This window comes from Acinetobacter sp. YH12108 (assembly GCF_013419055.1).
Lineage (GTDB): Bacteria > Pseudomonadota > Gammaproteobacteria > Pseudomonadales > Moraxellaceae > Acinetobacter.
Window position 1 is genome coordinate 61,098 of record NZ_VPAW01000004.1, and the last position, 13,779, is coordinate 74,876.

19 protein-coding genes are annotated in these 13,779 nt (G+C 38.5%); 10 read left to right on the forward strand and 9 right to left on the reverse strand.

The window, feature by feature from the left end; genetic code table 11:
- Positions 1–5: 5 nt before the first annotated feature.
- Positions 6–359: a YnfA family protein gene (locus FTU46_RS03275; protein ID WP_180104327.1), complete on the forward strand. Its 354-nt coding sequence runs from the start codon at positions 6–8 to the stop codon at positions 357–359.
- Positions 360–440: 81 nt separating this feature from the next.
- On the opposite strand, the gene FTU46_RS03280 is transcribed toward FTU46_RS03275, so the two are convergent.
- From FTU46_RS03280 to FTU46_RS03290, 3 genes are all read right to left on the reverse strand, one after another.
- The gene (locus tag FTU46_RS03280) at positions 441–914 is read right to left on the reverse strand and encodes a hypothetical protein (RefSeq protein WP_179992341.1); all 474 of its coding nucleotides are present in this window, start codon (positions 912–914) and stop codon (positions 441–443) included.
- A 103-nt stretch (positions 915–1,017) separates the two neighbouring features.
- Complete coding sequence (gene argF / locus FTU46_RS03285; protein WP_180104328.1) at positions 1,018–1,938, reverse strand: ornithine carbamoyltransferase; 921 nt, start codon at positions 1,936–1,938, stop codon at positions 1,018–1,020.
- Between the two features lie 114 nt (positions 1,939–2,052).
- Entirely contained in the window at positions 2,053–2,700 is a 648-nt protein-coding gene (locus FTU46_RS03290) for a TetR/AcrR family transcriptional regulator (protein WP_004646788.1), read from the reverse strand.
- A gap of 231 nt (positions 2,701–2,931) precedes the next feature.
- On the opposite strand from FTU46_RS03290, the gene prpB reads away from it, so the two are divergent.
- Complete coding sequence (prpB, locus tag FTU46_RS03295) at positions 2,932–3,816, forward strand: methylisocitrate lyase (protein WP_180017735.1); 885 nt, start codon at positions 2,932–2,934, stop codon at positions 3,814–3,816.
- Between the two features lie 4 nt (positions 3,817–3,820).
- Positions 3,821–4,960, forward strand: coding sequence for a 2-methylcitrate synthase (prpC, locus tag FTU46_RS03300; protein WP_005235399.1), 1,140 nt, complete (start codon positions 3,821–3,823; stop codon positions 4,958–4,960).
- 77 nt (positions 4,961–5,037) lie between these two features.
- On the opposite strand, the gene FTU46_RS03305 is transcribed toward prpC, so the two are convergent.
- A complete protein-coding gene (locus FTU46_RS03305) occupies positions 5,038–5,652 on the reverse strand; it encodes an aminotransferase (protein WP_180104329.1) in 615 nt (204 codons plus the stop codon).
- Positions 5,653–5,752: 100 nt separating this feature from the next.
- Positions 5,753–6,232: a CinA family protein gene (locus FTU46_RS03310; protein ID WP_180104330.1), complete on the reverse strand. Its 480-nt coding sequence runs from the start codon at positions 6,230–6,232 to the stop codon at positions 5,753–5,755.
- Between the two features lie 254 nt (positions 6,233–6,486).
- On the opposite strand from FTU46_RS03310, the gene FTU46_RS03315 reads away from it, so the two are divergent.
- Both FTU46_RS03315 and FTU46_RS03320 read left to right on the forward strand, forming a co-directional pair.
- The gene (locus FTU46_RS03315) at positions 6,487–6,717 is read left to right on the forward strand and encodes a hypothetical protein (protein WP_034702487.1); all 231 of its coding nucleotides are present in this window, start codon (positions 6,487–6,489) and stop codon (positions 6,715–6,717) included.
- A gap of 625 nt (positions 6,718–7,342) precedes the next feature.
- Entirely contained in the window at positions 7,343–7,585 is a 243-nt protein-coding gene (locus FTU46_RS03320) for a hypothetical protein (protein WP_034705379.1), read from the forward strand.
- Between the two features lie 93 nt (positions 7,586–7,678).
- On the opposite strand, the gene FTU46_RS03325 is transcribed toward FTU46_RS03320, so the two are convergent.
- On the reverse strand, positions 7,679–8,020 hold the full coding sequence (locus tag FTU46_RS03325) for a hypothetical protein (protein WP_175967532.1): 342 nt from the start codon (positions 8,018–8,020) through the stop codon (positions 7,679–7,681).
- 581 nt (positions 8,021–8,601) lie between these two features.
- Here FTU46_RS03325 and FTU46_RS03330 point away from each other — a divergent pair.
- The 4 genes from FTU46_RS03330 (at position 8,602) to FTU46_RS03345 (ending at position 10,360) form a co-directional block, all read left to right on the forward strand.
- Positions 8,602–8,748 carry a hypothetical protein gene (locus FTU46_RS03330; RefSeq protein ID WP_179992345.1) on the forward strand — a complete coding sequence of 49 codons (147 nt, stop codon included), beginning with the start codon at positions 8,602–8,604 and terminating at the stop codon, positions 8,746–8,748.
- Between the two features lie 550 nt (positions 8,749–9,298).
- Complete coding sequence (locus FTU46_RS03335) at positions 9,299–9,589, forward strand: type II toxin-antitoxin system HigB family toxin (RefSeq protein ID WP_125279810.1); 291 nt, start codon at positions 9,299–9,301, stop codon at positions 9,587–9,589.
- A gap of 1 nt (position 9,590) precedes the next feature.
- Positions 9,591–9,992, forward strand: coding sequence for a type II toxin-antitoxin system HigA family antitoxin (locus FTU46_RS03340; RefSeq protein ID WP_004785978.1), 402 nt, complete (start codon positions 9,591–9,593; stop codon positions 9,990–9,992).
- A gap of 215 nt (positions 9,993–10,207) precedes the next feature.
- Complete coding sequence (locus FTU46_RS03345) at positions 10,208–10,360, forward strand: hypothetical protein (protein WP_171431294.1); 153 nt, start codon at positions 10,208–10,210, stop codon at positions 10,358–10,360.
- A 97-nt stretch (positions 10,361–10,457) separates the two neighbouring features.
- Here FTU46_RS03345 and FTU46_RS03350 read toward each other — a convergent pair whose 3' ends face one another.
- From FTU46_RS03350 to FTU46_RS03360, 3 genes are all read right to left on the reverse strand, one after another.
- Positions 10,458–11,756: a Y-family DNA polymerase gene (locus tag FTU46_RS03350; protein ID WP_180104331.1), complete on the reverse strand. Its 1,299-nt coding sequence runs from the start codon at positions 11,754–11,756 to the stop codon at positions 10,458–10,460.
- Positions 11,753–12,310, reverse strand: a complete 558-nt coding sequence (locus FTU46_RS03355; RefSeq protein ID WP_034170368.1) for a LexA family transcriptional regulator — start codon at positions 12,308–12,310, stop codon at positions 11,753–11,755. The genes FTU46_RS03350 and FTU46_RS03355 overlap by 4 nt, the downstream gene beginning before the upstream one ends.
- Positions 12,311–12,429: 119 nt before the next feature.
- A complete protein-coding gene (locus FTU46_RS03360) occupies positions 12,430–13,065 on the reverse strand; it encodes an SOS response-associated peptidase (RefSeq protein WP_180104332.1) in 636 nt (211 codons plus the stop codon).
- A 320-nt stretch (positions 13,066–13,385) separates the two neighbouring features.
- On the opposite strand from FTU46_RS03360, the gene FTU46_RS03365 reads away from it, so the two are divergent.
- The gene (locus FTU46_RS03365; protein WP_180104333.1) at positions 13,386–13,526 is read left to right on the forward strand and encodes a hypothetical protein; all 141 of its coding nucleotides are present in this window, start codon (positions 13,386–13,388) and stop codon (positions 13,524–13,526) included.
- Positions 13,527–13,779: the final 253 nt, after the last annotated feature.

Genomic DNA, 13,779 nt, shown 5'->3' on the forward strand with positions numbered 1-13,779 from the left:
AATATATGGATATTCAGATTAGCAAACTTTTAACTACGTTTTTTCTATTTTTATTGACGGCATTGATGGAAATTTTGGGCTGTTATTTTCCCTACCTGATTTTAAATCAGGCTAAGAGTCAGTGGTTATGGATTCCAACCGCATTAGCTTTAGCTGCTTTTGTCTGGCTTTTGACTTTGCATCCGGCGGCTTCTGGACGTATTTATGCTGCCTATGGGGGCATCTATATTTTCTCAGCATTGATGTGGCTGAGATTCGTTGATCAGGTCAGCCTTTCACGTTGGGACCTGCTTGGGGGAATCGTGGTCATTCTAGGTGCATTAATTATTATTTTACAGCCGCAAGGTTTGATCCGTTGACCGTCTGTTTATATTTACCAAAATAGAATTTATCAAAATATAAAAGGCAGCCAAAGCTGCCTTTATTGATTCTAGACAAGATTATTTTACATTACAGTCTTTCTGGGAGAGGTCAACATTATAAGTGTGTGTTTGGGAGCTGAGACTAAGTTCGATTTTATAAGGATTGACGATCTGATAGCGATGTTCAAAAAAGATCTGGCAGTTATTTAGAAGATTATTACGAATCACTTTAAGAACTTCTTTACGGCCTAAGTCTTTCTCAAACTGGCTAAAGTCGGGTGTCGTGATCATGCCTTTAAGCGTGGTTTTATTGGCTGTAAGTTGTAACTGCTCTATGATTGTATTCTGATCGATCTGTAGCGGTAAAGTCTTGGAATCTTCCGCACTTAGCACGGTAAGCAGCTCGTTCAGCTCAGCTTTTTTCTCAATTTTAAACTTGCTGTCCAGAATGCCTTTTCCTTGGAGATACTGGTCGAATTCAGAAGCATACACCGGTAAAGCAGCACTACTAAAACCTGCCAGGAGTGCCAAAGTCCAATATTTTTTTTGCATTGTATCGCATCACTTTTTATGTCATTTCAATTCTGATTATAAGAGCTGAAACAAAAAAAGCACCAGAGATTGGTGCTTAATTTGTGAAGATTTTTTGAAGGAATCAGTCTTTTTTCAGGTTTTCATTCAACAGGAATTCAACCAGTGCTTTTTGTGCATGAAGGCGGTTTTCTGCTTCATCCCAAACCACAGCATTTTTGTGGTCCAGCATGTTTTCAGAAATTTCTTCACCACGATGCGCAGGTAAGCAATGCATGAACAGGCAGTCTGGGTGTGCAAGATCCATTAGGCGTTCATTCACCTGATAATCTGCAAAAGCTTTTTCACGGATTTTCTGTTCTTCTTCCTGGCCCATACTTGCCCAAACGTCAGTGACGATCAGGTCGGCATTGACTGCTGCATCTTCAGCAGTATCGACCAGTTCTACACAGTGTGCGAATTCAGACAGGAACTGTTCTTGAGGCTCATAGCCTTTCGGTGCTGCAACTTTTAGCTTGAAGCCCCACATGTGCGCTGCTTCGATATAAGAGTTACACATATTATTGCCATCGCCGATCCAGGCAACAGTTTTACCTTCGATCGAACCGCGATGTTCCAGATAAGTCTGCATGTCAGCAAGTAACTGGCAAGGGTGATGATTATCAGTCAAAGCGTTGATCACTGGAACTTTTGAATAAGAAGCAAAACGTTCTACGATATCGTGACCGAAAGTGCGGATCATCACAATATCCAGCATGCTGGAAATCACACGTGCAGAATCTTCAATTGGCTCACCGCGACCCAGTTGGGTATCGCGTGAAGACAGGAAAATTGCGCTACCACCAAATTGGCTCATGCCAGCTTCAAACGAAACACGCGTACGGGTACTCGATTTTTCAAAAATCATGCCCATCACTTTACCAACAAATGGTTGGAACACTTCATTGTTATGCTGTTTGCGCTTAAGCTCAATTGCGCGTTGCAAAATCTGGTTAAGTTCTAAAGTTGATAAATCGCGTAAGGTGAGAAAGTGACGGAGAGCCATTCGTTACTCCACAATAATTGCCGAAAAACTCGATCAACAATCAGTTGTTGGTTAGTTTAAGAAAAAATACGGAATCGGCTAATATACTATAAGCAATGAAAAATGCAAAAAAAACTAGACTTTTTGATGACCGTCTAAAAATCGATCCACACAATAACTGATGTATTTGTCGATTTCCTGATCATCTTCCTGTACCGGAATTCCCATCAGAATCCGCCATTCCAGATTACGCAAGATGCCAAAATATAACTGGGCCGAATATTGCGGATTCTCGCAATGCAATAAACCTTGCGCATCTGCTTGTTCTAAAGCCGTGGCAATCGCACTTTGTACATGTACTGGGCCTCGTTCATGAATATGCTGCGCGAGTTCCGGATTACGCTGACTCTGTTCCAGCACCAGACGCATAAAGGCTGAATTTTCCGGTTGCATGATCTGATGATAAAAATTAAGCAGCGTATGTACCAGATAACTACGAAAATCCAGAGCCATCAGCTCGATCGGAATACTGATATCTTCAAAAAACTTGATACGACGATAATCGCAAATGGCCTTAAACAAGCCTTCTTTGTTGCCAAAGTACTTGTAAATAGAAGCCTTGGAACCGCCTGCATGCTGGACGATATCATCCAGAGAGACAGCATCATAACCGCGTTCCAGAAACAGCTCGGTTGCACTGATCAGCAGTGCAATACAGCGCTCATGACCACGTTTGGTCTGCGGCAGATCTTTGGCGAGCGGTTCTAGGGCGAGGTCTTGCATAGGAGATAATACATCTACAAGTCAATAATGATTGAAATCGCATCATAGCAAATATATGCGCATATTTCATAATCGCACCGAAAAAGTGCAGTATTTGCCCCATTAGCTAAAGCAAAACTTAAAAATTTGACTAAAGTTTTAGAGTATTTGTTCTATCGGGTTATGGAATGAGCAAGCCAAATGAGTATACTCGAATTTCAATAATTATAGCCAAGACTGTGGAAAAGGAAGATGACAGAACAAATGTCTGCAGGTTTAAGATTTAGACAAGCGCTTGAAGTCGAGAAACCATTGCAAATTATGGGCACGGTAAATGCCTATGCTGCCATGATGGCCAAACAAGTCGGTTATAAAGCCATTTATTTATCAGGTGCGGGTGTCGCGAATTATTCTTACGGTTTGCCTGATCTGGGCATGACCAGTCTGGATAATGTTCTGGAAGATGTACGCCGCATTACTGAACGTGTAGATACACCCTTACTGGTTGATATTGATACAGGCTGGGGCGGTGCATTTAACATCGCACGTAGCATCAAGCAGATGATTGCTGCTGGCGCTGCAGCTGTGCATATCGAAGACCAGGTTGCGCAAAAGCGTTGTGGTCATCGTCCGAATAAGGAAATTGTGACCCAACAGGAAATGGTTGACCGGATCAAGGCGGCAGTCGATGCTAAAACCGATTCAAACTTTGTGGTGATGGCACGTACCGATGCATTACAGAAAGAAGGTCTGCAGGCAGTGATTGACCGTGCTTGTGCCTGTGTCGAAGCAGGTGCAGATGCCATTTTTGCTGAGGCAATGACGGATATTACGATGTATCGCACCGTATGTGATGCAGTTGGTGTCCCAGTATTGGCCAATATTACCGAATTTGGTGATACCCCATATTACACCACTGAAGAACTGGCTGAGCAGGGTATTCGCATGGTACTTTACCCGCTATCAGCCACCCGTGCGATGCAAAAAGCGGCACTGGAAGTGATGCGCTCAGTGCGTGAAAATGGTACACAGGTGCATGTTCTGGATAAAATGCAACCGCGTAAAGAATTATACGAATTTTTAGATTATCACAGCTTCGAAAACACATTAGATAAACTGTTCAAGCAGGAGAATTAAAACAATGGCTGAAGGAAAAGTACTCACTGGCGCAGGATTGCGCGGACAAGTCGCAGGCAAAACTGCACTTTCAACAGTAGGCAAAAGTGGTGCAGGCCTGACCTATCGCGGCTATGACGTACAGGATCTGGCAGAAAACTGTCAGTTTGAAGAAGTCGCTTACCTGATTTTCTTTGGTGAATTACCAACTTCAGAACAGTTGGCAGCCTATAAAGCAAAACTGAAATCTTTGCGTGTACTGCCACAAGCATTGAAAGAAGTACTTGAGCGCATTCCAGCGGACTCACATCCAATGGATGTGATGCGTACTGGCGTATCGATGCTGGGCAACCTTGAAACTGAACAGTCTTTTGATCAGCAACAGGATGTTGCAGACCGTATTCTGGCGACGCTACCAGCAATTATCTGCTATTGGTATCGCTATAGCCATGACGGCGTACGCATTGATGAAAATACCGATGATGATTCAATCGGTGCTCAGTTCCTTCATTTGCTACATGGCAAGAAGCCAAATCAGCTGCATGAACAGGTGATGAATGTATCCCTGATTCTGTATGCAGAGCATGAATTTAATGCTTCAACCTTCACAGCGCGTGTTTGTGCATCAACTTTGTCTGACCTGCATTCATGTATTACCGGCGCAATTGGTTCACTACGGGGTCCATTACACGGCGGTGCCAACGAAGCGGCAATGGACATGATTGAAAACTGGAAATCTCCAGAAGAAGCCGAGCGCGAAATGCTGGGCATGCTGGAGCGTAAAGAAAAAATCATGGGCTTTGGTCATGCGATCTATAAAGACAATGATCCGCGTAATGGCATTATCAAGCAGTGGTCTGAAAAACTGGCAAAAGATGTGGGTGATACTGTGCTCTATCCAGTATCAGTACGTTGTGAAGAAGTGATGTGGCGCGAGAAAAAACTGTTCTGTAACGCAGACTTTTTCCATGCTTCTGCTTATCACTTTATGGGTATTCCAACCAAACTGTTTACGCCAATCTTTGTGATGTCACGCGTCACAGGTTGGGCGGCGCATGTGATGGAACAACGTGCAGATAACCGGATTATCCGTCCGAGCGCGGATTATACCGGTCCAGAATTACGTAAAGTGGTTCCAATTGCTGAACGCACTTCTGCTGCGTAAGCCAGAGATATTCTAAATATAAAAAATAAGGTCTCCACGAGACCTTATTTTTTTTCTGATTATTTATTGACGTTGGTTTAACGACTTAATAATGCTGGATCTTCAATATGATAACCGGTTTCGAATGGGAGGCCTAAGTATTTTACCGTCACCAGTATTTTATTCTGTTTCGGTACTTTATAAGTCTGGTTTAATCTTAAATCTGCTTTATAGCTGACTGCTTGTTGAACAGGACTTTTATACTGGCCAGATTGCACTCGATATTGATAAGTCCATTTTGGGACTTTCTGTTTAGGGTCATGCCATGCAGGGGCGGTACTTTTGCTGGTCTTTAATAGCTTGAGCTGGATGGCTTGCTTTCTCAGTGGTACCAGCGGAATTAGTCGCTTTTTAATTTTGGCAATTTCCTGGTTAAACTTACGGCTGTCCTGATCGTAGTCAATCTGCTTGGTTTTTGGATTGATATACAGGGAGTTCACCTGAATTAACTGATTCGGTGTTTTAGATTTAAAATTATAATAATACAGTTGAGGCAAGCGTCCGCGACCATCGAGATAATGCCGCAACAGATAAAGTTTCTGGTCTTTGACTTCATAACCCAAAACTTCAATATTCTGTGGGCCACCAACAGTGGCGAAAGCGGATACAGGAATACCAAGGGCGAGCAAAAGGGCTGCAATTCTTATTTTCATCACTGATCAGGCCTCATTAAAAACGTGCTTTTATGGAAGTAATTTAACTATAAATACAGTAGAAATAATGAAGTTTGATCAGCACTCAATATAAACAGTTTTAGCTTTGGGTGTTGAGTAGATTAATCATGTCATGTGCGATGACGGCTGCCAGTTTATTGAGACGTTCCTGTGGAGTACCTTTAATATAATACTGGAACTGGTGAGTCTGAAGACCATCATAAACAGCGGCAAAGAAAGTACCTTCCGGCTTATCTGGGGTCGCGCTACCGCCTGGTTTAAGCAAGCCTGTACAAGCAATAATCCAGTCAGCTTCCTGAAACATTTTTTTGCCTGCCTCAGCCAGAGCAACCGTTACAGGCATGGATTCAGCTGAATGGGTACTAATCAGATTCGGAGAAATTCCCAAGACATTAATCTTCACAGACGGATCGTAGCACACTAGACCACCCAGCAAGATTTCAGCACCTTCATTTTTGCAAATTGAAAACTGACTGGTTAAATAGCCAGAACTTGCACTTTCAATAAAAGCAATCTTGATGTTTCTTTGTTCCAGCAGGCCACAACATGTTTTAATCATAATGTCTATTTTGTCTTAGAAGGTAATCTTTATTCCAATGTAGTCCCATTTTGCTTTTGTATCAACTGTGAGATTATTTCTTTATTATGATGAAAGGTAAAATATTTTTGTAATTTTAGTATTCCAAACGTAAGTTTGGCAGTTATTGAATTGATTGCTTAATGCTTGGACAATATTTGAAATTAATGGTTTTAACTTGCTCTAATCAGTGGTAAAAATAAAAATAAAGTGCGTAAGGAAAGTAGGTTGTAAGAATGAAAACCACAGTAAAGTATTCCGTATTAAAAAGTCTAGATTATCAACTGGGTACTCCTTTATTTCAGGAAGAAATTGAGGCAGATGGTCAATATTTTGATCAGATCCCAAGCATCATTCACTACCAGAATTTAAAGTTTAAAGTTAAAAGCAAAGAATTAAAGCGTTTATATCTAGCCGAAGAGCAAGAAGAAAGCCAAACCATTATTGTAAAAGTGGTCGCAATCTAAAAATAACTTATTAAAAATAAGCCTCTTAAAATAAGAGGCTTATTTATTGGATAAAGGTCGTTAAAATAAAATTTGATTAGATTTAATAAAAAAATCTAATAATAATTTTAAAAATATAAAGTCAAGGTAAATTGGCAACTGAAAAGGCCTTATTTGTGATTCTATGTAATATATTCTGCTATTTAAAAATGGTTTTTTTCGTTATTATATTTAATGATCTAATTTTTAGAAAATTAAGTTAAACATGTATAAGAAATTATAATTTTAAATAATTAATAAAATTCAATATCTTATAAATATAATCATATTTTATATAAGTAGCAAAATGTATTTCTAAATTTTATTTTAAATTTAAGTTTATATACAATTTTTTGATTAAGTTATGACTTTAATTGAAAAATAAAATTTATAAAAGATAGAAAGCTTTTAATATGTGTTTATTCTATTATTAAAAGTAATTTATGTTTCTTATAAATCCAGACTTCAATTACTTAACTTACCTTTTTTTACATTGAATTAATATGTAACAGGTAATAACTTGGCGAATTTTTAAAAATAGGTAGAGTAAATATTAAGTCGAAACCTAATCATCGGCGATTTAAAGCAAATAGTAAGGAGTTACACCATGGCTAATAATCAACAGCAAAATCAGCAAGACCAACAGAACCAACAACAACAGCAACAGCAAGACCAACAACGTCAGCAAAACCAGAATCAAAATCAGCAACAGCCGAACCAGCAGCAACAACAGCCGCAGGGACAGCAAAACCAACAGCGTCAGCAGGGCCAACAGGACCAGCAACGCAATCAGCAACAACAGCAACAGCCACAACAAGATAACCAGCAGCAAAATTTGCGTAATCAATAAGATTAGTCAAAGCTGCAGCGTTCATATCTAAGCTGTGTAATCTCTACAAAAAACCGCCTTCTTTAAGGCGGTTTTTTTATTGTTCAGAATAAATCAGCATTGAATATTGGATTTTACTTTATAAAAGTCGAGCGCATTTTTCAGATCTTTCAGTAATTCCTGCTCCTCATATTCTTGTGGCATTAGTTTTATTAGGGCCGGCATATAATGAGTTTTATATTCTTTAGGATAATCCTCACATAAAATATGTGTTCTTTCCTCAAGGCTAATAGTAGAAGAATCTAATTTATCTAAATAAGCACTCAATCGGGCATCTGATTGTTCAAACTGAGCTTTCACTGCTGGATCAGGTTCAGCTGATACATCTGCCTGTTGTTTCTGGCAGCCTGTGATCGCCAATGCCAATAGGGTAATTATGAATAGTGATATTTTCATGGCAACAATATATTGTTATCAGTCGTTGGAAAAATTATAAAGAGAAATGAGTGAAAGAGCACCTGCCTTTAAACTCATTGACAGCTGAGAAAATAAAAAATGAAAAGGACTTTGATAAAATAAATAAAATATCTACCAATATGTATAAGTTGCATCTCTGCTTTTATGACTCACTTGATTGAATGAAAATCACATGAACCAAAGTTTTTTGTATTTAATTGCATCTAAGTTGATGAAAAATAGCCAGTAAAATATAAAACATAACCTATATTCAACATTTAGTAAAAAAGCCTCTATATTTCATATACATATTAGATGCATGACAAGTGGTACTTTATCACCACTACAACAACTCAGATAAAATAATTTAAAATCAGCAAGTTAAAAAGCCCTGTTTAATCCAGACAGTTAAGCAGGGCCCATTTTTTAGATCATAAATATGTCTAAAACAGATGATTCTCCGATATTTATCCTTCACATAAGTTTTCATATACAACATAAAACCTGAAAATACGTTCAAGTGTGAAACATGAATAGATGTTATTTATATATCTCTTTTCATGAAAAGACAGGGTAGAGCTATGATGAGATGTATCTGTGCATTTGGTATGGGTGTCATGGTGGGATGTTGCTTTAAATCTTGCAAAGAAAAAATGTGCCGGATGATGAGCAAGGATCAGGGTACCAAAGACCAAGCGCCAAAACATGAAGAGAGTGTGCAAATTTAGAGGCTATAGCTTGCCTGTACGATCGCAGTACAGGTGAGTGATTCAATCGTTTCAAGGTAAATAAATCGTGGAGCTGTAAGCCATTATCTTTAAAGCAACTAAGCTCGATCCATGATCGAGCTGTTCACAGTCAGGAGAAACACATGTTCCAATTTATATGTTGTTTATTTGGTCTTCATGGTGCGACTGAAATTGATTACACAGTCGATGATTTCGAAGTCAAAAAGTGTCGTGATTGCTTGAAAGATTTAAATTAACTCTCTAGACCTTCGCGGTATAGATGGATGTTGAACCCCCGTTTGATATAGCTCGACGGGGTTTTCATTTTTTATTATTGATATTTGAAAATAGAACCAACATATCAGCGCTATATTTTTATAAATTATTGACAGTTAATTAATAAAGATTATTAAAAATAAGAATTTACTCATTTTTAGCTTATTATTTGATCCTACTAATATCCATCTCAACTAAATTCATGCTTTAAGTGTTATTGCAATATGCGATATTTAGATTATACTTTGAATATAGCAAAATGCGATAAATAATTATGCATGTGATCACTCACGCTCGGATTCTGGAAGCAATACAAAAGTGGCCACACGCTGAAACTGCATTAGATGGTTGGTATCGAATTATCAAGGCCAATGATCCTAAGGATTTTGCCGACATGAAGCGATTATTTCCCGCAGTCGATAAAGTCGGGAAATTTCATGTCTTTGATATTGGTGGCAACAAGATCAGGTTGATCGCAGTTGTGATGTATCAGGCAAAACGTGTCTATATTCGCCATGTCTTATCCCATCAGGAATATGACAAAGGTCATTGGAAGGAGGCTTAATATGAATGCAATGATTAAACAGGCCGTTGATCACTGGCGTTATGTTGCACCTTTGCTCAGCAAGCCAGAAACTGAAGAAGACTTTAATACCCTTACTGAAGCTTTAGATGAACTTCTGGATATTGTAGGTGATGATGAGTCGCATCCCTTAATGGGACTGATTCTTCAACTGGGTGATTTAGTCTCAGCTTATGAACATGAACATTTGCCGATGCCAGAAGGCGATGGTCGTACTGCACTCGCTTTCCTGATGGAACAGCATGGCCTCAGCCAATCAGACCTATCTGATATAGCTACCCAGTCGGTCATTTCTGAAATCCTGAATGGTAAACGTCAGCTCAATATCCGCCATATTAAAGCTTTGTCTGAACGTTTTAACGTTTCTGCAGATACTTTCTTTTAAGTAATAAGAAACCAAATTTTAAATTGATCTATGAGCTGTGCTTTCTGGAAGCAGGTTGCACAGCCAGACAGATTTTGATTAGAACAAGAAGTCTATATAAGCTCTGATTAGAAGAATATATGTTTATTAAAATGTATGGAAAACATAAATATTATTGATGTTTAACCTTATATGTCCTAATAATTTTCTAAGCATCTAGAGGAAAGGGAATATATATGACAACTCATGCAGAACACCAAACAGAGCAAGAAGATAATCCGCAAAAAGAATCTAATGATGATAAAGGCAATCAAGCAACCTATAAGGGTGTAAAGCCTGAGAAAAAGCCTAATGCCGAGCCTGAGCATCCGCTGAGGGAGCAAAAGTAAGATATTGATATCAGAAAGCCCTAATTGAATTTAGGGCTTTTTAGATTTTGATTTAAGTTTCGGAAAATTTCTGCTTCACTTTACTGGGAAGATGAAATTACCGATCAATCTTTAACAGTCCATCCCAACTAAAATAATTCTGGCTTAGATACTGTTGAGACATGGCCCAGCTCCGGTCAGGAATTTTAGCTGCTCCAATTGCCAGCTTTTGATCCCCAAATCTTTCTTTTACTTTTTCTAGCGCTTGTTGAAGCTTCTCATTTTTCTCGATCTGAGCATGATCAGAGAGCAAGTCATAGACATAGGCCGATTTAGGTTCAAGCGCCGTTAAAATAACCCCGCATTTTTTAAACTCTACACCTTCTAAAAACAGTTCATGCATCTGTTGCATCAATGCCCGGTTCATGACAACAGCGGAATCAGTGGGTTCAGGAAAAGCGATATTGATAGATTGATGATAAAAGGGTCTGTTCTTGTCAAAAGGATTGGATTGAGCGAAAGCAATGATACAGCCACATAAGGATTGATCCTCTCTTAGGCGTTTGACGGCATTTTGCAGGTAATCACTCATAGCTTCCGTTAAAACTTCAAGATCTGTTACTCGGGAACCAAATGAGCGTGAAGAAATAATCTGCTTCTTGGGCTGGCAAGTCTGTTCCAGTTCAATACAGGAAATTCCCTGTAATTCCATCACAGTTCTTTGCATAACAATTGAAAATAATTTTCCGATTCGATGGCAATCAGCCTGAGCTAAATCAAGAACGGTATGTATGCCTAAGTTCTTTAACTTTTTACTCTGCTGGCGCCCAACTCCCCAGACTTCAGCAACATCAATCAAGCTCCAGAAGTAATCTCTATGTTGTGGATGCATAGAAGAAAGATCGCAAACCCCATTAAAGCGTTTGGCTTTCTTGGCCATATAGTTGGCTAATTTGGCCTCGGTTTTGGAACGACCAATACCGACACAGACGGGTAGGCCAATCCATTGCAAAATACGCCGTCGCATATCCTGACCATATTCTGTTAAATCATGATCTTTTGCATAAGCTGTAATTTTCAGAAAGCATTCATCTATGGAATAAACTTCCTGTTCATCAGGGGCTACATATTCAGACAGAATAGAATGAAAACGTTTGGACATTTCTGCATATAGGGCATAGTTGCTGGATAGCACTTGAACTTGATGCTGTTCGACAATATTGCGTATCTGGAAGAATGGAACAGCCATTTTAATGCCGAGATCTTTTGCTTCCTGCGAACGTGAAACTACACAGCCATCGTTATTTGACAGCACGATCACAGGTACCTGATTCAGTTTCGGATTGAATAGGCGCTCACAACTGACATAGCAGTTATTGACATCAATCAGCGCATAGATTTCCTGCTGATATTTCATCTGAATTTTTTAATGACGTTGGTGACCACACCCCAGATTTCAAATTGCTGACCTTCTACAGGATGAATATCGGGATAGTCGTCATTCTCGGCTTTTAGCCAGCAACCCTTTACATCGATAATCAGCCGTTTGACAGTAAATTCGTTATCTACACAGGCAATCACAATATCTCGATGTTGCGCTTCAATGCTACGATCCACAATCAGGGCGTCATTGATATCAATACCTGCATTCAACATTGACAGCGAATTGGCTCGAACAATAAAAGTAGCATTAGCGTTATTAATCAGGAATTCATTCAGGTCGAGTTTTTTATCAATATAATCTTGTGCAGGTGAGGGAAAACCAGCCTGAACGCGTTCAGTAACTAAAGGAATTTCCATTTGGGTAACAGGATCAAACTGGCGAATATCACTGATTTCATTTTCTTTTTTAAGTGATTTTAAGTATGCTTTGATATCCAGGACTTTGGATTCAGGTACACGAATTACTTTGGTTTCTTCGGCCTTTTTTCTGCCTGCACCAATTCTAAAGCCCCCATGCGAATTTGTCATAAACCTGCTACTTCTTGATTGTTGTTACATTAATCAAGATTGTAATGATTGCTTTATTTTTATACAAATAAATTAAATGCTTTAAAATCAGATACTAATAATTAAATTGCTTTTATATTTCAGTTTTCCGACAAACGGGAATCTCGTAGCTTTGCAATAAATTCATCCCGCATTTCGAAGAAAAACTCACTTGCTTCCTCATGATTGCAGTGCAGCCAGTCCTGTCTTGACTCTTTCGGTATCACAATAATCGAGCGTTTTTCATCATTCGGATTATGAAACTGTTTCATAAAGGGATGCTGATTTGCATTAATCGTGAGCATTGAAAAAGATCGAACTTTTTCACCTTCAATGATTGCATCATCATAAATGGCTGCAACAGTAACAGGGTCACCGTCTTCGCGAGAAATAGCATACCAATGAGATTTGCCATCAATGTATTTGGGTTCATAGAACGTATCTACAGGCACCAAGGCAAACTGATTATTTTTCCAGGCATGCCGAAAACTTGCTTTTGAGGCGACTGTTTCAGTTCGGGCATTATAAGTATGCCGGCCAAATTTTAATTCTTTGGCCCAGGAAGGGATAAGTCCGAAACGTGCGATATCCAGTTCAAACTCGTCAGCACCGCGCATAATGATGGGAGCGGGAGCTAAAGGATATACATGTGTTTTCATATCCAGTTCAAGCTGTTCTTCATGAATATCTAATAAAGAGAGACGGCTTTTTGAGGGGAATTCATAGTTTGAACACATGGGCGAACGCTCTCATGATGATCTATCATGAGAATTAAAATATAAGAGAGATAAGTGCAAAACAATTTGAATATCGTAAGTTGGATTTTGACCAGCAAGCAGGATTTTTATTTTATAAGTATATATTTAGAGCCTAAAAATATTTAACTCAATAATATTTTAAATAAATTTAATATTATGAAAAGATTAAGATTTTATTTAATCTATACAGATATACATAATTTAACTTTTTATTTAAAAAAACACTCCAAATGGCTTTGGAAAGCTACAAATATAGATGTTAGTTATATAGGCTTGCATTTATGAGCATGAGGTGAAAAATGAAATTATTAACATTAATTGGTGCAGGTGTACTTGCGGGTTATTGTTATAAGAAAATGAAATACAAAAAGGATGGTTCAAATCATCCTGCTCCTCAGAATGAACAGGTAGATAGTCAAGCAGCAAATCCTGTTCAATAATCTCTTTAAAGGACCTCACTACTAGCAAGAGAAGGTTGTGGGGTCTCTGATTTTCTCAGTAGAGTCATCTCTGACAAGTCCTATATAATTTTCAGAACTTTGCTATTTTCAGAGAAACAGCAAGCTCTTTTTAGCTATTATTCCTTTTCATCTGTTCTAAATTTTCCTGATTAAATTTATTGATAAAGTTGAATGGTTTACAAAACTATTCATTTTAATAATAGCCATACTTTAAAAATAATGTGATCCTCTT